This window comes from Brevundimonas alba, from assembly GCF_011927945.1.
GTDB classification, from domain to species: domain Bacteria; phylum Pseudomonadota; class Alphaproteobacteria; order Caulobacterales; family Caulobacteraceae; genus Brevundimonas; species Brevundimonas alba.
Genome location: NZ_JAATJM010000002.1, coordinates 718,727 through 737,429, shown reverse-complemented (window position 1 = coordinate 737,429; position 18,703 = coordinate 718,727). Strand labels below are relative to the sequence as shown.

The 18,703-nt window shown below is 69.3% G+C and carries 18 protein-coding genes; 11 read left to right on the top strand and 7 right to left on the bottom strand.

Features of this window, described 5'->3' with window-relative positions; translation table 11 throughout:
- Positions 1 to 7: 7 nt before the first annotated feature.
- From GGQ87_RS14180 to GGQ87_RS14170, 3 genes are read right to left on the bottom strand one after another with little or no spacing between them, the layout of a single operon-like run.
- The gene (locus GGQ87_RS14180; RefSeq protein WP_425339284.1) at positions 8 to 1,237 is read right to left on the bottom strand and encodes a class I SAM-dependent methyltransferase; all 1,230 of its coding nucleotides are present in this window, start codon (positions 1,235 to 1,237) and stop codon (positions 8 to 10) included.
- Positions 1,234 to 2,001: a DUF1365 family protein gene (locus GGQ87_RS14175; protein ID WP_168048836.1), complete on the bottom strand. Its 768-nt coding sequence runs from the start codon at positions 1,999 to 2,001 to the stop codon at positions 1,234 to 1,236. The genes GGQ87_RS14180 and GGQ87_RS14175 overlap by 4 nt, the downstream gene beginning before the upstream one ends.
- Complete coding sequence (locus GGQ87_RS14170; protein ID WP_168048834.1) at positions 1,998 to 3,347, bottom strand: NAD(P)/FAD-dependent oxidoreductase; 1,350 nt, start codon at positions 3,345 to 3,347, stop codon at positions 1,998 to 2,000. The genes GGQ87_RS14175 and GGQ87_RS14170 overlap by 4 nt, the downstream gene beginning before the upstream one ends.
- A gap of 151 nt (positions 3,348 to 3,498) precedes the next feature.
- Between GGQ87_RS14170 and GGQ87_RS14165 the strand changes: the two genes are divergently transcribed.
- Genes GGQ87_RS14165 through GGQ87_RS14155 form a run of 3 tightly spaced genes read left to right on the top strand, consistent with a single transcriptional unit; the run spans position 3,499 to position 5,494 of the window.
- Positions 3,499 to 4,059 (top strand): sigma-70 family RNA polymerase sigma factor, encoded by a 561-nt coding sequence (locus GGQ87_RS14165; RefSeq protein WP_168048832.1) that lies wholly within the window; start codon positions 3,499 to 3,501, stop codon positions 4,057 to 4,059.
- Positions 4,056 to 4,694, top strand: a complete 639-nt coding sequence (gene chrR / locus GGQ87_RS14160; RefSeq protein WP_168048830.1) for a cadmium/peroxide/UV radiation responsive anti-sigma factor ChrR — start codon at positions 4,056 to 4,058, stop codon at positions 4,692 to 4,694. Before GGQ87_RS14165 ends, chrR begins: the two co-directional genes overlap by 4 nt.
- Positions 4,695 to 4,744: 50 nt before the next feature.
- Positions 4,745 to 5,494, top strand: coding sequence for a DUF1295 domain-containing protein (locus GGQ87_RS14155; RefSeq protein ID WP_168048828.1), 750 nt, complete (start codon positions 4,745 to 4,747; stop codon positions 5,492 to 5,494).
- On the opposite strand, the gene GGQ87_RS14150 is transcribed toward GGQ87_RS14155, so the two are convergent.
- Complete coding sequence (locus GGQ87_RS14150) at positions 5,491 to 5,910, bottom strand: DUF2177 family protein (protein ID WP_168048826.1); 420 nt, start codon at positions 5,908 to 5,910, stop codon at positions 5,491 to 5,493. The genes GGQ87_RS14155 and GGQ87_RS14150 overlap by 4 nt on opposite strands.
- A 118-nt stretch (positions 5,911 to 6,028) precedes the next feature.
- Here GGQ87_RS14150 and GGQ87_RS14145 point away from each other — a divergent pair, with 118 nt between their 5' ends.
- The 7 genes from GGQ87_RS14145 to GGQ87_RS14115 all read left to right on the top strand — a co-directional run bounded on the left by GGQ87_RS14145 (position 6,029) and on the right by GGQ87_RS14115 (position 13,532).
- Positions 6,029 to 6,748, top strand: coding sequence for a TVP38/TMEM64 family protein (locus GGQ87_RS14145; protein WP_168048824.1), 720 nt, complete (start codon positions 6,029 to 6,031; stop codon positions 6,746 to 6,748).
- Positions 6,749 to 6,984: 236 nt separating this feature from the next.
- A complete protein-coding gene (locus tag GGQ87_RS14140; RefSeq protein ID WP_168048822.1) occupies positions 6,985 to 8,025 on the top strand; it encodes a rod shape-determining protein in 1,041 nt (346 codons plus the stop codon).
- Between the two features lie 139 nt (positions 8,026 to 8,164).
- On the top strand, positions 8,165 to 9,226 hold the full coding sequence (gene mreC, locus GGQ87_RS14135) for a rod shape-determining protein MreC (protein WP_168048820.1): 1,062 nt from the start codon (positions 8,165 to 8,167) through the stop codon (positions 9,224 to 9,226).
- Positions 9,223 to 9,741 carry a hypothetical protein gene (locus tag GGQ87_RS14130; RefSeq protein ID WP_168048818.1) on the top strand — a complete coding sequence of 173 codons (519 nt, stop codon included), beginning with the start codon at positions 9,223 to 9,225 and terminating at the stop codon, positions 9,739 to 9,741. Before mreC ends, GGQ87_RS14130 begins: the two co-directional genes overlap by 4 nt.
- Before the next feature lie 85 nt (positions 9,742 to 9,826).
- The gene (gene mrdA, locus GGQ87_RS14125; protein ID WP_168048816.1) at positions 9,827 to 11,890 is read left to right on the top strand and encodes a penicillin-binding protein 2; all 2,064 of its coding nucleotides are present in this window, start codon (positions 9,827 to 9,829) and stop codon (positions 11,888 to 11,890) included.
- Positions 11,887 to 13,038, top strand: a complete 1,152-nt coding sequence (gene rodA / locus GGQ87_RS14120; protein ID WP_168048814.1) for a rod shape-determining protein RodA — start codon at positions 11,887 to 11,889, stop codon at positions 13,036 to 13,038. The genes mrdA and rodA overlap by 4 nt, the downstream gene beginning before the upstream one ends.
- A gap of 29 nt (positions 13,039 to 13,067) precedes the next feature.
- The gene (locus GGQ87_RS14115; protein ID WP_245161618.1) at positions 13,068 to 13,532 is read left to right on the top strand and encodes a DUF6173 family protein; all 465 of its coding nucleotides are present in this window, start codon (positions 13,068 to 13,070) and stop codon (positions 13,530 to 13,532) included.
- Between the two features lies 1 nt (position 13,533).
- Here the strand turns inward: GGQ87_RS14115 and pip are convergent, their stop codons facing one another.
- A complete protein-coding gene (gene pip, locus GGQ87_RS14110; RefSeq protein WP_168048812.1) occupies positions 13,534 to 14,508 on the bottom strand; it encodes a prolyl aminopeptidase in 975 nt (324 codons plus the stop codon).
- Positions 14,509 to 14,536: 28 nt separating this feature from the next.
- Complete coding sequence (locus tag GGQ87_RS14105; RefSeq protein WP_168048810.1) at positions 14,537 to 14,908, bottom strand: DUF423 domain-containing protein; 372 nt, start codon at positions 14,906 to 14,908, stop codon at positions 14,537 to 14,539.
- A 67-nt stretch (positions 14,909 to 14,975) separates the two neighbouring features.
- Here GGQ87_RS14105 and GGQ87_RS14100 point away from each other — a divergent pair, with 67 nt between their 5' ends.
- Complete coding sequence (locus GGQ87_RS14100) at positions 14,976 to 16,124, top strand: MFS transporter (protein WP_342448374.1); 1,149 nt, start codon at positions 14,976 to 14,978, stop codon at positions 16,122 to 16,124.
- Positions 16,125 to 16,128: 4 nt separating this feature from the next.
- On the opposite strand, the gene GGQ87_RS14095 is transcribed toward GGQ87_RS14100, so the two are convergent.
- On the bottom strand, positions 16,129 to 18,663 hold the full coding sequence (locus tag GGQ87_RS14095; protein WP_168048806.1) for a tipN: 2,535 nt from the start codon (positions 18,661 to 18,663) through the stop codon (positions 16,129 to 16,131).
- Positions 18,664 to 18,703: the final 40 nt, after the last annotated feature.

The following is an 18,703-nucleotide window of genomic DNA, read 5'->3' as shown; positions in this document are numbered from 1 at the left end:
GCGGATTTCAGCCGCCGTCCCCGGCCGCCGACAGTCCAATCTGGATCACGTCGGTCCGTCCCGACCGGAACCCGGCCTCGCAATAGGCCAGATAGAACAGCCAGAGCCGCCGGAAGCGAACGTCGAACCGGCCGCCCGCGGCGATCCCGGCCCAGGCTGCCTCGAACCGCCGTCCCCACTGGTCCAGGGTCGCGGCGTAGTCGCCGCCGAACCGCTCGGTGATGTCCCAGTCCAGCCCGGCTCCGGCGATCACCGGTTGCAGTCGCGGCTCCGACGGCAGCATGCCGCCGGGGAAGACGTATTTCTGGATGAAGTCGGGTCGACGGCGATAGCCCTCGAACAGGTCGTCGCGGATGGTGATGATCTGCAGTCCGGCGCGGCCGCCCGGGACCAGAACCCGACGCAGGGTCGCGAAATAGTCGGGCCAGTACTGCTCGCCCACCGCCTCGAACATCTCGATGGAGGCCACGCGGTCGAACCGCCCCTGCACGTCGCGATAGTCGATCAGCTGGATGTCGGCGCGCTCGGACAGCCCCGCCTCATGCATGCGGCGCCGCGCGAAGTCGTGCTGCTCGCGCGAGATGGTGATGGCCGTCACCTGGGCCCCGACCTCGCGCGCCGCGTATTCCGCAAACCCGCCCCAGCCACAGCCGATCTCCAGCACTGTCTGGTCGCGGCGCAGGTCCATGATGGAGGCGAGGCGGGCGTATTTCGCCTTCTGGGCCTGTTCCAGCGACTGTTCCGCCGTGCTGAACCGCGCCGCGGAATAGGTCATCGAGGGATCGAGCCACGCGCCGTAGAAGGCATTGCCCAGATCGTAGTGGGCGTGGATGTTCCGCTGCGAGCCGCGCCGGCTGTTGCGGTTCAGCCCGTGCGCGACGCGGTTCACGGCGTTCAGCACCGGATTGCCGTCGACCAGCCGGCTCAGCCGATCATAATTGTCTGCGAACGCCTCCAGCAGGGTGGCGAGGTGCGGGCTGTCCCACTCGCCGGCCATATAGCCCTCGGCGAAACCGATATCGCCGCCGACGATGGCGCGGCGCACCGATCGCCAGTCGCTGATGACCATGACCGCCGAGCGTCCGGGCTCGCGCCCTTCCAGATGATGCTCCGAACCGTCGGGCAGGGTCACGGTCAGCCGGCCGTGGGTCCAGCTGGACGACAGCAGACGCATGAACAGCCCGGCGCCGAAGGCCGCGACCGGTCGTCCCGGCGCAAGCGGGACTACGGCGGTCACCGCGCGTCCCCGGCCAGAACGGCTTTCGGCTTTTGTGCCAGCGTCACCGGAACCCCCTTCAGCCACAACAGCAGCGCCTCCCAATGGATGGCAGCCAAGACCTTCAGCGTCATCAGCGGAAAAGTCACGGCGGTCTTCGCGAGCGCCCCATCAGTCAGCGGCCGCCGCTCGCCCCACAGGCTGGCTGTCAACACTGTACCCCTGGCGTCGGCGCAGCCAACGGTCAGGGCTACCCTGTCGGCCGGCGCGCGTCCGCGGAACCGGTACTGCATCTCCATGCCGAGGAAGGGCGAGACGTACAGCGACTTGGCGCAGGTCTGGCGGAAGACGTCATCCGTCGCCGTCACCGCCAGATCGTACCAGCGCCGTTCACCGAAGGTGCTGGTGACCTCGTAACTAATCGCCGCCAGCCGCCCGTCGGCGGCCTGGCAGTAGTAGACGCTGATCGGGTTGAAGACGAAGCCGAACACCCGCGGCATCGTAAGCAGCCGGATGGCGCCCCCGCCAAGGTCGACCCCGATCGCCGCCAGCCGCGTCTCGACCTGGGCTCGCAGCGGCCGTCCTGACCCGTCGCCATGGTCCTTGTCGAAGAAGGCGAACAGGTTCCACCGATTGCGCGAGAACAGCCCCAGGCGCCGCGCCAACCCATCCACTTCGGACAGGTCCAGCAGCAGCCAGAAGATACGCTTCTCCAGCCGATGCCGCCGGGGCGTCAGCCGCTGGTGCACCACTCCGCCAGCATAGAGGGCCGAAGCCTGGGTCACGCAGCCGTCTCCATGCGCCGCGCCGGGCGGACGCCGATCTGTATCCGCCCGCTCTCGTCGGCGACAGTCCACGGCCGGCGCACCCCGCCCAGCTGCTCGGCCACCGCCAGCCCCGACTGCAGCCCGTCCTCGTGGAAGCCGGCGCCGAAATGCGCCCCGCAGAACCACACCCCGCCTTCGCCCTGCAGATCCCACAGCGACGCCTGCGCCCGCAGCGCCGCCGCGTCGAAGATCGGATGCTCATACAGTTCGCTGCGCAGCAGGGCCTCGGCCTTCGGCGGCCGGGGCGGGTTCAGGGTCACGAACAGATCCTGTCCCGGCAGGCCCTGAAGCTGGTTCATCCAGTAGCTGACGCACAGCCCGTCACGCGCGCCGATATAGTTCCAGCTGGCCCAGGCCCGACGGCGCTTCGGCATCAGTGCCGGATCGGTGTGCAGCACCGCCAGATTGCGGCTGTAACGGAAGGCGCCCAGCGTCCGCCGCTCCGCCTCCGTCGGCGCATCCAGCAGCGCCAGCGCCTGATCTGCGTGGGTCGCCAGCACGACGTGATCGAACCGCTCGCGTCGACCGTTGCGCTCGCCGACGATGACGCCGTCCCCGGTCCGCCGGACATCCACCACGTCGCGCCCGAGGCGAACGCCGTCTAGCTCCATCGCGATCCGGTCAACATAGGTGCGGCTGCCACCGATGACGCTGCGCCATAGCGGTCGGCCCATCAGCTGCAGCAGGCCGTGGTTGTCGCAGAAGCGCAGGAAGGCCGCGGCGGGATATTCCAGCAACGCCTCGGCCGGCGACGACCAGATCGCCGCCGCCATCGGCAGCAGGTGATCGTCGCGGAAGGCCGCGCTGAAACGCCCGCGCTGCAGGAAGTCGCCGAGCGACATGTTCGGGTCGTCGAGCGAGGCCAACGCCGCCGGCGCCTCTCGATAGAAACGCCAGACCTCGGACAGCATCGACCAGAACCGGGGTCGGAGTACGTTGCGGCGCTGGGCGAACAGGGCCGGCGCCGCATATTCGAACCGGCCTTCCTCCAGCGACACCGAGAAGGACATGTCCGTCGCGCGGCTCGCCACGCCCAGATGGTCGAACAGGGCGATCAGATTGGGGTAGGTCGCCTCGTTGAAGACGATGAAGCCCGTATCTACTGCCGTCGGGCCGGAGGCGGTGTTGGCCGTGACCGTATGGGTGTGCCCGCCCAGTCGGTCAGCTCGCTCGTACAGCACCACGTCGTGCCGCTGGTTCAGCAGCCAGGCGCAGGAGAGCCCTGAAATCCCCGATCCGATGACCGCGATCCGCATACGGGGCTCAGCCGGGGCGCCGCCGGTCGACGAGGATGTGACGATCATACGAACTCCGCTCAGGCCCCCAATGGGCGGCGAAGCTGATACGTCGTAAGCCCGACATTGGATGAGTGTGATCCAGCAGTCGGTGAGGCGCGTATGATGGACAATGCACGGAACGGCTTCGGATGCGGCTGGCTCTGCCTGGGCGGGCGCCATGAACGGTGAAACGGACCACGATCGTCTGATTCAGGCGGTCGCGCGGACCCGTGACCGCGAGGCGTTCGCGGCCTTGTTCGACCATTTCGCGCCGCGGCTGAAGGCCTATTTGATGCGGTCGGGAGCGCCCCCGGCTGCCGCCGATGACTTTGCCCAGGACGCCATGCTGACGGTGTGGCGCAAGGCGGAACTGTTCGATCCGGCGCGGGCGCGGGCTGCGACCTGGATCTTCACCATCGCCCGGAACCGCCGGATCGATGTGATGCGCCGCGATGGCCGCGTCCTGCCGGCGCCGGAACTGAACCTGGGCGAGATCGAACCGGAACGTCCGGACGATCTCTTCCAGACCCGGGAGGACGAGACCCGCGTGCGGTCCGCCCTCCGGAACCTCAAGCCGGACCAGATCGAAGTGATCCAGCTGGCCTTCTTCCAGGATCTCACCCACGCCGAGGTGGCGCAGTCGCTGGCGCTCCCCTTGGGAACCGTAAAGTCGAGGATACGAAACGCGATGATCAAGCTCAGGTCTCTGCTCGATCAGCCTGTCGGGGAACACTCATGACCGCCCTTCGCCAACCGTCCGAAGAACGTCTTCTGGCCTACGCGGCCGGCACGCTGAACCTGCCCGAATCCGTCGTGGTGGCGGCCCATCTGGCCATGCGGCCCCGTGCGGCCAGTTGGGTCAACGGCCTCCAGTCCGTCGGCGGCGAGGTGCTGGAGACGATCGACCCCGCGCCGGTGGCCGATGACCTGCTGGCGCGGACGCTCGCGCGGCTGTCGACATCGCCGGAGGATCTCGCTCCGCCCGAACCGGCCAATGACATGACCGGGCTGCCCGAGCCGCTGCGCCGCTATGCGCTCGGCCCGTGGCGCCGGATCGGCCCCGACATGCGGGTCCGCGACGTGCTGGCGCCCCGCCACGGCGACTGCCGCGTCATCCTGCTGAGCATCGGCCCGGGCCGCACCACGCCGGTCCACACCCATGCCGGCGTCGAACTGACCTGCGTCCTGTCCGGCGCCTACGAAACCGACGAAGGCGTCTTCGGCCCCGGCGACTTCGAGGAGGCCGACGGCGAGGTGCACCACCGGCCGCGGACGGTCTCTGCCGAGCCCTGCCTCTGTGTCGTCGCCCTCGACGGCCAGATCAGGCTCGACGGCTGGATCGGCCGCCTGCTGCAGCCGTTCGTTCGGCTGTGATCCCGCTGCTGGCGCCCTGGGCGCTTGCAGCGCTATTCCTGTGCGCTGTCATGGCGGCGGCCTGGGCGGTGCAGCGGGCGACGGGGCAGGGTGGTTGGGCCGACGTCTTTTGGTCTTTCGGCCTGTGCGCGGCCGGCGCGGGGGCGGCCCTGTACCCGGTCAGTGGAGCGCCCGACGCGCGGCAATGGCTCGCGGCGGGGCTGATCGCCCTCTGGGGCGTGCGCCTCGGCTCCCATATCGCCGGACGGTCCCTGTCGGGTCCAGAGGACGCCCGCTACGCCCGGCTGCGCTCCGACTGGGGCGACGCCTTCCAGCTCCGGCTGTTCGGCTTCCTCCAGCTTCAGGCCGGCGCAGCGGCTGTGCTGGTCCTGCCTGTCCTGCTGGCGGCGCATAATCGCGAAGGAGCGCTTGGCCTGCATGACGCCCTCGGCGCGGCTGTGCTGGTGGCGGCGGTCATCGGGGCCGGGATTGCGGATCGCCAACTCGCCGCCTTCCGCGCCGACCCAGCCACCACACACGATCAGGTCATGGACCGCGGCCTCTGGTCGTGGTCTCGGCACCCCAACTATTTCTTCGAATGGCTGGGCTGGTGTGCCTGGCCGGTATTGGCGATCGATCTTTCCGGCGAGCATCCCTGGGGCTGGCTGTCGCTCGTCGGGCCGGCCTACATCTACTGGCTGCTGACCCGGGTTTCGGGCATTCCGCCGCTCGAGGAGCATATGCGCCGCAGCCGGCCGGAGGCTTTCGCGCGCTACGCCGAACGCACGAGCGTCTTCTTTCCGCGCCCGCCGAAAGCTTAGGCTGCCAGCCCCAAAGCCTTGAACAGCCGCAAGGCCACCGCACAGGCTGCGGCCGACGACACGCCGCTGACCACCACGCCCCAACCCATGTCCAGCAGGGTGATCTTCAGGCCCCACGTCTTCAGCGTCGCATAGTTGGTCAGATCGTAGGTCCCGTAGGCGAACAGGCCGAACAGGGCGCCCCAGACCAGCGCCGTCTTCCAGTCTCCGGTCTTCAGGCCCGGCAGCACCGCGAACAGGGTCAGGCCGAGTGCGTACAGGCTGTAGAAGGCGATCGCCGGGACCAGCCGGAACTTGTCGGCCAGCACTTCTCCGATCAGCGGCCGATAGACCCGGTCGCCCATCGAACCCAGCCACAGGGTGTCGATCACGCTGAAGATGATGAGCACGGTCGCGAAGGCGATGGCCTGGGTCATGGTCGTCTCCGGTTGGTTTTGGCTGCATACGCGCGGCGACGCTTGCTGGATGAGGGGGTGGCAGGGGAGCGCTCTCACCGGCTCGCCGACGCCCGTTCAGGATGCTAACGCGAGAACCATGCGCCGCCTTCTCGATTTCGTCCTCAACATGGAAGGCCGCCGCTGGCGGGCCGCGTTGGCGACGGCGCTGCTGCTGGGCGCCACCGTCGCCCTGCTGATGGTCGGCAAGAGCCAGTTCGGCCTCGCCGCCGAGGAGAAGCTCGAGGCCTGGCTGCAGGGCTACGCCGGCAGTCCGTGGGCGTTCGCGGCGACCGTGGTGCTGTTCATCGTCGCCGCCTTCATCGGCGCGCCGCAGTTCATCCTGATCGCCGCCTGCGTCGTCGCCTTCGGGCCTTGGTTCGGCTTTCTCTACAGCTGGGCGGCCACTGTGGTCTCCGCGGGGGTGACCTATTGGCTGGGCCGGGGACCGACGGCCCGGCTCCTCGACCGCTTCGGCGGCCGGACCCTGACTCGGCTGAAGGGGTTCGTCGGCAAGAACGCCTTCTACGCCAGCTTCATGATCCGGAACGTGCCCTCGGCGCCCTTCATCGTCGTCAACATGGCCTTTGGGGCCACCCGCGCCTCCTTCACCGCCTATCTGCTGGGCTGCGCGCTTGGGGTCCTGCCCAAGACAGCCCTGGTGGCCTTTTTCGGCGGCGCGGTGGTGTCGGCGGTCAGCGGCGACGGGGTGTGGACCTCGCTGATTCTGGCGGGGGTCGCGGTGGTCTGGCTGGGGCTGATGCTGGGCGTCCGCGAACTGGTCAAACGGCGCGAGCGTGCGGCCGGGTTGCCGGACTGAAGCTTGGCTGACGCGAACGTGAACGGCCAAGGTGGGCGCAGCCGCGCCGGGCGCGTCGGATAGGCGGCATGGGGCTTGTAATCCCCCCCGCACAAGGGCAAACGGGCCTTCGGTCGGTCAGGCGATAACGATCAGGAGGCGGCGCGGATGGGGATGCGCGCGGCCGGGGCGTCGCCGAAGCGGATCGAGACTGCCAACGCCCTATTCCAGGCCCGAACGAACGGTATCCCGGCTCCATGTTCAACAGCATTTTCGGCGCGATCTCCAACGACATCGCCATCGACCTCGGCACCGCCAACACCCTGATCTACATGAAGGGCAAGGGCATCGTGCTGAACGAGCCGTCCGTCGTGGCGCTGCGCAACGTCGGCGGCCGCAAGATCGTTCACGCCGTGGGCATAGAGGCCAAGCAGATGCTCGGCCGCACCCCGGGTCACATGGAAGCCATCCGTCCCATGCGCGACGGGGTCATCGCCGACTTCGAAGTCGCCGAAGAGATGATCAAGCACTTCATCCGCAAGGTTCATAACCGCAAGGGCTTCGTGAACCCCAAGGTGATCGTGTGCGTGCCGTCGGGCGCCACCGCCGTTGAGCGCCGCGCCATCAACGACTCCTGCCTCAACGCCTCGGCCCGCCGCGTGGGCCTGATCGACGAGCCGATGGCCGCCGCGATCGGCGCCGGACTGCCGATCCACGAGCCGACCGGCTCCATGGTCGTCGACATCGGCGGCGGCACCACCGAGGTGGCTGTCCTGTCCCTGTCGGGCATCGTCTATTCGCGCTCGGTCCGCGTCGGCGGCGACAAGATGGACGAGGCGATCATCTCGTACATGCGCCGCAACCATAACCTTCTGATCGGCGAAACCACCGCCGAGCGGATCAAGAAGGACATCGGCACGGCCCGTATCCCGGCCGACGGCGAAGGCCTGTCGATCGACGTCAAGGGCCGCGACCTGATGCAGGGCGTGCCCCGCGAAGTCCGCATCTCCGAGCGTCAGGCCGCCGAAGCCCTGGCCGAGCCGGTCACCCAGATCGTCGAGGCCGTGAAGGTCGCGCTGGAAGCCACTCCGCCGGAACTGGCGGCCGATATCGCCGACAAGGGCATCATGCTGACCGGCGGCGGCGCGCTGCTGCGCGGTCTGGACGCCGAGATCCGCGACCACACCGGCCTGCCGGTCTCGGTCGCCGACGATCCGCTGTCGTGCGTGGCCATCGGCTGCGGCCGCGTGCTCGAGCACCCGCGGTGGATGAAGGGCGTCCTCGACTCCGCCCTCTAGGGTACGGGTCGAACCTCCGCCTCAAATCCCTGTCATTGCGGGCGTTGCGGCGGTTTCCAAACGGCGTGGATTTTGCGATAGGCTCGGCACATCGGCGGGGGGCGTCCCGCTGATTCCCTTTTTCTGAGGAAGGCGCGCCGTGGCGTTTCGCGACGGACCGTTCGAAAACATCAAGGTGCCGCTGGTCTGGACCGCGGCGGTCACGGTCGTGATCGCCGCCATCGGCTGCGTGCTCCTGCTGATCAGCGACGCCCGGGCCCAGAACTCCCCCTACCAGCCCGTCCGCGCCGGCGTCGAAAGCGTCTCCGGTCCGGTCGGCGGCGTCTTCGCCGCGCCCGTGCGGTGGTTCGGTCACATGACGGATTACGTCGGCGGCTATTTCTTCGCCGTGTCCGAGAACCGCCGGCTCCGTACCGAGCTGGCCGAACTGCAGCCGTGGCGCGACCAGGCGATCGCCCTGAAGAACGTCAACGCCCGCTACGAGGCCATGCTCGGCATCCGGCCCGAGCCGCCGGTCGAGATGCGCACGGCCCGGTCAATCTCCGACACCCGCGGCCCCTTCTCCAACGCCCGCCTGCTGGACGTCGGCGCGTCGCGGGGCATCAAGGTCGGTAATCCGGTCATCAATGAGCACGGCCTCGTGGGCCGCATCGTCGGCACGTCTCCGAACATCAGCCGGATGCTGCTGCTGACCGACGTCGCCAGCCGCACCCCGGTGCTGGTCGACCGCACCGATGCCCGCGCCCTGCTGACCGGCGACGGCTCGGGCAATCCCCGGCTGGAGTTCGTGCGCGGGGCCGGATCGGTGCAGGCGGGCGACCGCATCCTGTCCTCCGGCGACGGCGGCGGCTTCCCGCGTGGCGTGCCGATCGGGGTGGCCGCCAAGGGCATCGACGGCTCATGGCGGGTCAAGCTGTTCAGCGACCGTGGCGCCATCGACTACGTCCGCATCATGCTGTTCGAGGACTTCGGCCAGCTGATCAGCCCTGACGCCCTCAATGCGCCGCCGCTGGCCGCCCTGGGCACGGTGGCCGAGGCGACGCCCGCCCAGGCCGCCGCCATCTCCGATTCCGCCGCCCGCCGCGAGGCCGCGTCACCGCCGCCCGCACCGCGCCCGGCAACGCCTGCCCCCGCGGCCGCGCGGCCCGCGGCCCAGCCGCCGGCGCAACCCGCGGCCCCCGCGCCGGGAGACGCGGAATGAGACGCCCCGTCGCGGTCCGCGTCGTCGGGCCGATGCAGTGGATCGTCTATCCGGCGCTGATCACCGTCGCGGCCGCCATCGTCCTGCAGACGCCGGTCGAGCTTCTGGGCCTGCATCTGCCGGAGCCCGTGATCCCGATGGTGCTGGCCTTCGCCTGGCCGCTGATCCGCCCCTCGATCCTCGCGCCTGTCGTGCTGGCCGTCCTCGGCCTGCTGCTCGACATCCTGACCTATGGGCCGCTCGGCCTCTGGGGCCTGACATTTCTGGTCATCTACAGCGTCGTCCTGGCCTCGCGCAGCTTCCTCGCCGGTCAGGACACCGCGGTGCTGTTCGTCTGGTACGCCGCCTGCTGCCTGCTCGCCTTCGTCCTGGCCTATCTGGTCATGGCGGCGATCACGCCGACACCGGCCAGCCTGATCCCGCTGCTGCTCCAGATCGTCCCGACCCTGCTGCTGTTCCCGTTCGCGCACCGGCTCATTGAGCGGTTCGAGGACGGCGATGTGAGGTTCCGATGATCCTGCTCCGCCAAGGCTACGCAGGACGGGTTCTGCCCGGTTCGAGGATGCGGTCCTCCGAAGCTCCCGCCGGGAGCGAAGGAGGATGAGCTCGGAGCCCTCCATCTTCTTCGCCGACGCCAACGAGCGGCAAGGCTCTTTCCTGCGGCGGACCTTCGTGCTGGGCGGTCTGACGACCCTTGCCGGCGTCGCCCTGACCGGCCGTCTGGCCCAGCTGCAGGTCTTCCAGGCCGGCGAATATGCCACCATGGCGTCGAACAACCAGTTCAACTTCCGCCTCGTGCCCCCGCCGCGCGGCGAGATCAAGGACCGGAACGGCGTCGTCATCGCCGGGAACCGGCCCAGCTTCCGCGTGCTCGTCGTCCGCGACGAGACCAAGGATCTGGACCAGACGCTCGACCTGCTGGGCCGCCTCCTGCCGGATACGCTGGAGCGCCGCCGCTCGATCATCCGCGACGTCAACGCCGCGCCGCGCTTCAGCCCCGTGCCGGTCAAGAGCGACCTGACCTGGGAGGAGTTCGCCAAGGTCAATCTCTACGCCAACGAGCTGCCCGGCGTGATGGCCGACATGAACGAGGCGCGCTTCTATCCGTTCGGCGGCGCCTTCGCCCACGTCATCGGCTACGTCGCCAAACCCAATGACCGGGACATCAAGGCGATCGAGGAGCGCGGCGAGAAGGTCCCCGAAATCCTCTACAACCCGGGCTTCCGCATCGGCCGTCAGGGTGTGGAGAAGGCCTTCGACGCCGACCTGCGCGGCGAGGCCGGCGGCAACCGGGTCGAGGTCGACGCGCGGGGCAGGGTGGTCGCCGAGGACATTGGCGGCTCCCGGCCGGCCGTGCCCGGCAAGGACATCGTGCTGACCCTCGACGCGGACGTGCAGAACCGCGCGCTCGAGGTCTATGGCGAAGAGTCCGGCGGCTGCGTCGTCATGGACGTCCGCAACGGCGACATCCTGTGCATGATGTCCGCGCCATCGTTCGATCCGAACCTGTTCGTCGGCGGGGTGCCGTCCACCGTCTATCGAGCCCTGGCCGACTACGAGCGCAAGCCGCTGCTGGACAAGACCATCAACGGTGTCTTCCACCCGGGCTCGACCTTCAAGCTGACGACCGCGCTGGCGCTGCTGGAGGCGGGCGTCAATCCGACCGAGCGGGTGGTCTGCACCGGCGGCTACCGCTTCGGCAACCGGGTCTTCCGCTGCTGGGATCACGGCGGCCACGGGCCGCAGACGATGCACGACGCGATCAAGAACTCGTGCGACGTGTACTTCTACCACATGTGCAACCGCGCCGGCGTCGACAAGATTCAGGACGTCGCGAAGAAGATCGGCTTCATGCAGACCTACGACATCGGGGTCAGCAACCAGAAGGCCGGCACCATTCCCAGCCGGGCATGGAAGGCCAACTACAACAAGCGCAATCCGAATCCGGAGTCGCGGGTGTGGTTCCCCGGCGAAACCCTGTCGGTCGCGATCGGGCAGGGCGACGTCAACGTCACCGCCCTTCAGTTGGCGGTGATGACCTCCCGCTTCGCCAACGCCCGCAAGGCGATCGTGCCCCGGCTGGTCAAATCTGTCGGCGGAGTGAACCAGCCCAGCGGCGCCGATGTGCCCGACCTGCCGTTCTCCCGCGAGCATCTCGAGATCGTCCGTCAGGGCATGGTGGCCGTGGCCAACGACGTCAGCGGCGGCGCCTATCGCCAGAGCCAGCTAGGCCTCGGCGACATCCAGATGGCCGGCAAGACCGGTACGGCGCAGGTCCGCAGCTATGGAACCGGCTCGCGCAAGAGCAACGTCTGGGCGCTGAAGGACCACAATCTGTTCGTCGCCTTCGCCCCGGTGGATGAGCCGCGCTACGCCGTCGCCGTCATCATCGAACACGGCGGCAAGGGCGGCGCCACCGCGGCAGCTCCGCGCGCCCGCGAGATCATGCGCACCACCCTGCTCAAGGATCCGGAAATGCTGGAGCGCATCCAGCGTCCGCTTCCGCCCGCTCCCGAGGGCCCGGACGTCACCGAAGACAGCTTCGGCGCGGCCCCGGACGACCCCGACGGCCTTGCTCCCGCTCCGGCGGCCCGGCCCGCCGCGCCTTCCGCGCCTACGGCCTCCACAGGCCCGCGCCCCTATCTGTCGGAGCCGCGCCGATGACCGCTTCCGCCCTGACCCGGCCCGGCGAGCGCGAGCGCCTCACGGTAAAGCTGACCCAGATCGACTGGCGCTTCACGGCCCTGCTGTGCGTCGTCGCCGGGGTCGGCGGCCTGATGCTCTATTCGGTGGCCAAGGGCAGCTGGACGCCCTGGGCGGCCAACCACCTGATCCGCTTCGGCGTCCTGCTGATCGCCATGCTTTGCTTGTCGTTGATCCACCTGAAATGGTGGTTCCGGGTGGCCTGGCCGCTCTATGGGCTGGCGCTGTTCCTGCTCGTTTGCGTCGAGCTGTTCGGCTACACGGCGATGGGCGCAACGCGCTGGCTGGACCTCGGCGTCACGAAGATCCAGCCGTCCGAGATCATGAAGATCGGCCTCGTCCTGGCTCTGGCGCGCTGGTACCACGGCTCCACCGCCCGCGAGGCCAGCTTCCACTGGAAGCTGATTGTTCCCGCCCTGATGATCGGCGTGCCCTTCCTGCTGGTCGCGCACCAGCCCGACCTCGGCTCGGCCATGCTGATCGGTCTGACGGGAGCGGCCATCATGTTCATGGCGGGCCTGAGCTGGAAGATCATCGGCGCCTGCGGCGTGCTCGGCGCCGTCACCGTCCCGCCCTACATCATGTTCGGGATGCACGACTACCAGCGCAACCGGATCCTGACCTTCCTCAATCCGGAGGCCGATCCGTCCGGCACCGGCTACCACATCATGCAGTCCAAGATCGCGCTTGGCTCCGGCGGCCTGCTGGGCAAGGGCTACGGGCTCGGCAGCCAGAGCCAGCTCGAATTTCTGCCCGAGAAGCACACCGACTTCATCTTCGCGGCCGTGTCGGAGGAGTTCGGCTTCGTCGGCTCCTTCACCGTTCTGGCCTGCTACATCGCCATCATCCTGATCGCCCTGCGCATCGCCTCGCTGTCGCACAGCCATTTCGGCCGCCTCGGCGCCGCGGGCATGACGGCGACCTTCGCCCTCTACGTCCTGATCAATGGGGCCATGGTCATGGGTTTGGCGCCGGTCGTGGGCGTGCCGATGCCGCTGTTGTCCTATGGCGGCACGGTCATGCTGACGGTGATGATCGGCTTCGGCATGGTGCTGGCCACGCGCGTCCACCGCTACGCCGAACTGCCCAAGGGCCACGGCCTGTTCTGATCGGCGGGTTCGCGCGTTAGGCTCGGGTCATGACCAAAGCCAAAGCCGATTCCGCCGCCGCCACGCCCCTGTTCGTCTCCGACTGTGGTGACGCGCCCTGTCCCGAGCCGGTCCTTCCGGCCGCCACAGCCGAGCAGACCGCGGCCCTGACTGATGGCGTGCGGATGCGTGAAAACCCGGCCGAATGGGCCTTCGTCCGCCTCTCGAAGCTGATCGAGGATTTCGAGAAGGGTCTCAACCACGACGAGGAGGTCGGCGCCCGCATCGTCGGCCTGCCCGGAGACGGAACCATGTCGATCGACGACGTCGGCTTTTGGGGCCCGGACTTCATCATGTTTCTGGGCAAGAATGCCGACGGCAAACCGGTCCGCCTGATCCAGCACTACGCCCAGATCAACGTCTTCCTCGATGTCCGGACCAAGCCCGAGGAACGTCCCGCGCGCCGTATCGGCTTCCAGCTGTCCGAGATGGTCGAGAAGACCAATCCGAAATGACCTAAAGTGAAGCCGCCCAATCCGTCGCCCGGACCAGGCTGTCGATGATGCCCGGCTCGGTCGAGGCGTGGCCGGCGTCGGGGACGACATCCAGCTTCGCCTCCGGCCAGGCCCGGTGCAGCGCCCATGCGCCTGACATCGGCGTCACCACGTCGAACCGGCCCTGCGCGATCCAGCAGGGGATGTGCCGGATGCGGCCGATGTTCTTCAGCAGCCAGCCTTCCTCGGGGAAGAAGCCGCCGTTGGTGAAATACCAGTTCTCGATCCGGGCGAAGGCGACCGCGAAATCCGGTTCGGCGAATTTGTCAGGCCGCGCGTCCGGGCCTTCGACGCTGACAGTTTCGCCCTCCCAGCTGGACCATGCCACGGCGCAGCGTTCCCGCTCGGCCTGATCGTCGCCGATCAGCCGCTTGTAGTAGGCGCCCATCAGGTCGTGTCGCTCGTTCTCCGGGATCGGCGCGACGAACCGCTCCCAAGCGTCCGGGAACAGGTTCGAGGCTCCGTCCTGATAGAACCAGTGGAGCTCAGGCTTGGTCAGCAGGAAGATGCCGCGCAGCACCAGCGCCGCCGCCCTCTCGGGATGGGTGATCGCATAGGCCATCGACAGGGTCGAACCCCAGCTGCCGCCGAACACCACCCACTTTTCGATGCCGAGCAGCTCGCGCAGCCGCTCGATGTCCTCGATCAGCGTCCAGGTGGTATTGTCTTCCAGCGAGGCGTTCGGCCGGCTCTTGCCGCAGCCGCGCTGGTCGAACAGGACGATCCTGAATTTCGACGGATCGAAATAGCGCCGCATGCCCGGATTGACTGCGCCGCCCGGACCGCCGTGCAGCACGACGACCGGCAGCCCCTGCGGGTTGCCGCATTCCTCGTAATAGATCTCGTGCACGCCGTCGGTGGGCATGAAGCCTGTGGCGTACGGTTCGATCTCGGGGAAGAGGTCGCGACGCGGCGTTTCGGGCACGGGAAAGGCCATACGTGTACTCGGTCTCGTTTCGTGGCTGTCAGGCGTTGGCGGCTTGTGTCCGCAATGCGGCAATGGCGATCAAAAGCCAAGCCACGATCATCATCAGGCCGCCCACCGGGGCGACAGCCCCCATGGCGGGCAGGCTCAGCAGGGCGATGGCCGACAGCGCCAGAGCGAAGATCAGGCCGCCCGCCGCCGCCAGCCAGCCGGCGATGACGATCAGGCGGTTCCTCGCCGGCCAGACGGCGCAGATCAGGGCGACGATGGCGTGCGCCAGCTGGTAATGGGCGCCCGTGGTCAGCAGTTGCTTGATCTGCGGACCTGCGCCGTGGGCGGCGAAAGCCCCCAGCGTCACGGCCATGGCGCCGTTCAGCGCCGCGAACACCACAAGACTGCGATCGACTGTCATGATGCGGACGCTAGCCGACAGAATCCCGCGCGTCTGCTATTCGCCCCGGATGACCGCCGCCCGACGCATGGCTTTGCAGTATGTGTTGCTCTTCGGCGCCACTGGCGTGTCTCTTCCGTTTGCAGGGCTGTGGATGCGCTCGCAGGGGTTGAGCGGAGCCCAGATCGGAACCCTGCTGGCCGCGCCGATGCTGGCCCGGGTGATCACCGGGCCCCTGCTGGCGGTCTGGGCGGACGGCTTCCGCCTCCGCCGGACGCCCATTGCCCTGATGGGGCTGACGATGGCCGCGGGCTACGGGCTGGCGGGGCTGTCGGACCTCTATGCGGTGCGCGCCATCGGCTGGTTCATCGGCGCCACCGCCATGGGCGTGCTGGTGCCCCTGACAGACGTCATGACCCTCAGACTGGCCGGCCGCCTCGGCTTCAGCTTCTCCCTGCCGCGCGGCGCGGGCTCCGCGGCCTTCGTGGTCGCCAATATCGGCATGGGAGCCCTGCTGCTGCACTGGCCCTCTGACGCGGTGATCGTCTGGCTGTGCGCCGCCTCGCTCGGGCTTGCAGCCATCGCCGCCTTCGTCCTTCCACCCGAGCCTGTCGCCGAGGGTGCGCCCGTCGCGGGGCTCGAACGCTTCCGGGGCCTGGGCCGCCTCGTGGCCGACCCTGTCTTCATGCTCGCCATCTTCGCCATCGGCGCCGTCCAGGCCGCCCACGCCTTCCAGTACGCCTTCTCGGCCATCCTGTGGAAAAGTCAGGGGATAAGCGAGGCCGTGACCGGCTGGCTCTGGGCTTTCGGCGTGATCGTCGAGATCGGCCTGATGTGGCTGTTCGAGCCGTGGCGACGCCGCGTCGGCATCGGCCCGTGGAGCCTGCTGATGGTCGGTTCGGGAGCCGCCGTCCTGCGCTGGAGCGCCATGGCCTTCGCCCCGCCGCTGTGGCTGCTCTGGCCCCTGCAGGCACTGCATGGCCTGACCTTCGCCGCCACCTTCCTCGCCGGGGTTCAGATCGTCGAACGGCTCTCACCCCCGGACAATCACACGGCCGCACAGACCCTCAGCTCCGTCCTGTCCGCTGGCCTCCTGATCGGACTGGCCACCGCCGCGTCAGGCTCGCTCTACGACCGCTTCGGCGCGGGCGGCTACTGGGCCATGGCGGCGATGGCGGTCGCGGGACTGCTCGCCGCCACACCGCTCCGCCGCAGACTGAACGCCCGGCCGGTCTGAGCCGTCAGGACAGGTCGCCGATCGCCGCGTCCAGCAGCATGAAGGCCCGCCCGCCGTCCGAGGTCAGCCGCCCCAGCACGCCCGGCCCGTCGCCCGCCGCCGCCCGCCCCGACAGGTCCCGGGAGAAGCTGCGCACATAGGCCTCGGCGTCGGCGCGCAGGTCGGCGTCGGTCAAGACCCGGCGCGAGACGCTGCGCACCGCCGCCGGCGCGACCCGCCGCACGATCTGGCGGGCCCGGTCGGGATCGCCCCCGGCCACCGCCTGCGCCGCCTCCTCGACCCGCGAGCGGGGCAGCAGGGCGTTGGGGTCGACCCCCATCCGGCGAATGGCGGCGGTGATCCGTTCGCCCAGCGCGTCTCCGTCGACGACCGGCATGACCGGCGTGTCCAGATCCAGCGGCGGCTCGCCGACGTTCCCCTCGTCCACCAGGTCGCTCCAGCCCAGCCGGTCCTTCTCCGGCTGGTTCGGCGGCACGGCCCCGGCCATCGGCTCCAGCTTGAGCCGCCCGCGCAGGCCAAAGCCCCGCGGCTCCTCTGTCCGCTCGGGTCGCGCCCGTTGCGTCTCCGTCTCCGCAGCCGGCGCCAGCGGCGCGGCCTCGCGGCGGCGCGTGGTCGGGCTGTCGCCGGACACCACGCCCATCGGCCGGACAGCCTCCGTCAGCATATCGTAGTTGCGCCGCACCCGCTCCTGGAAGCCGGCGTCCAGCGCCTCCGTGTCGGCGGCGGCCTTCTGCGAGGCGGCGGACAGGGCCGCCAGCCCTTCCTCGACCGTCGCCCGCACGGCCTCGACCCGCTTCTGCGCCTCTTCCGGCAGCCTTGCGGCGCGTTCGTCCAGTTCGCCCATGGCCTCTTCGACATGGGCGAGGGCGGTGTTCATCCGTTCGACCGTGGCCTCCAGCCGTTCCAGCGCATGCTGCCCGGCCTCGTCGACCAGTCCGCTGGTCTCGGCGACGATCCTGCGGGCGCTGTCCACCCGGGCGTCCGCGGCCTGATCGGCCTTCTGCGCGGCATCGAACAGGGCCTCGCCCAGCCGGTCGGCGCGCACCTGCGCCTGCGCTGCGGCGTCCTCGGCGGCCAGACGAGAGTCCTCGGCCGTGGCCTGCAGCGCCGCCAGCGCCCGCCGGGTCTCCTCGACCAGAGCGTCCCGCGCCTCGGCCGCCAGCGCCTCGAACTTGTCCAGCGCCAGCTTGGTGGCGTTGTCGAAGCCGTCCGCCTCGCGCTGGGACATCTCGACCAGCGCCCGGAACTGGTCCGTCGCCGCCTCGACCAGATCCTTGATGCTTTCCGTCGTTCGCACCGAAGTCTGTCCGAGCTCGTCCGTGACGGCGCGGGTCGCGGACAGTTGCTCCGTCAGCTGCGCCCGCTGGCTCTCGACCTGGGCCGAGAAATCCTCCTGATCGGTGCGCAGGGCGTAGGCGGCGGTCACCAGCGCCGCGCGCTGCTGTCCCAGACCTTCCTCGACCGACTGGATCTGCTCCGCCACGCCGGAGCCGGCGTTCTCCAGCCGCAGCGTCTGCCGCGCCAGATCGTCGGCGGCCACGCGCGCGGCGTCCTGCGCCTCGCCGGCGGCGGCGGCCAGATCGGCGGCGCGGGCGGCCAGCGCCGCCTCGGCCTCGCGCAGCTGCGTCTGCGCCAGATCGGACGCATCCACCACCATCCGCGACTGCCGTTCGACGGCGTCGATCACGCCCGTGGCCTGGCTGTCGAGCTGGACGCCCAGCGTCTGCATCTGGTCTCGTTCCTGACCCAGCTGTTCCGCCAGCCGCCGGGCGGTGCGTCCGGCCGTCTCGGCGGCCTCGTTCAGCCGGGTGGTCTCCTGCGCCAGCGCCTCGCGCAGCAGGGTCATGTCGTGCCGCGCCCGCTCGGCGGCCAGAGAGGCCTGATCGATGTCGTTGCGCAGCGAATGCAGCACCTCGCCGGTCTGCTGCGCCGCCAGCGCCGTCGGCGCGATCAGCGCCTCGGACAGACTCCGCGCGCGCCGCGTCTCGGCCGCGAGACCCGCGCCCTGCCGCACCGCATGGGCCAGCATGATCGCCAGACCCGCGGGCGCGAGGGCGATCAGGGCATAGACGGCCAGTCGCAGCGGCTCCAGCTCCGCCGCGCCCGACCCGACTTCATAGGCCAGCCAAGCCGCCACGCCGCCAATCCACAGCGCCGCAGACACGCCCGCCAGCAGATAGGCGTGCCGCCCGGACGGGACCGGTTCGGCCTGTCGTCGCAGCGGGGCAGGGGCGGGCGGCGGCTCATAGGCCACGGGCGGCGCCTCCGCCGACTGCGCCATTTCCGGCATCGCCATCGGTGCCTGCGCAGCCTCCGTGCGTGCCGAGGCCTCTGCGGCCCGCTGCTCGGCCTGACGACGCTCTTCGGCCAGACGCCGGCGGCGGCGCTCCGACATCGGCCGCTCGGTCACCGCCTCGTGAGACGGAGCCAGTTCCGCCGGCTCCGGCGGCATCTCGGGAACGGCCTCGAATTCGGCGAGCGCCGCCTCCGGTTCGGGGTCGGTCAGATTCAGCGGCGGCCGATTGCGGGGCGACTTCATAAGGCGGCGATCTCGTCAGGATGCGACGTCGCGCAGCCGG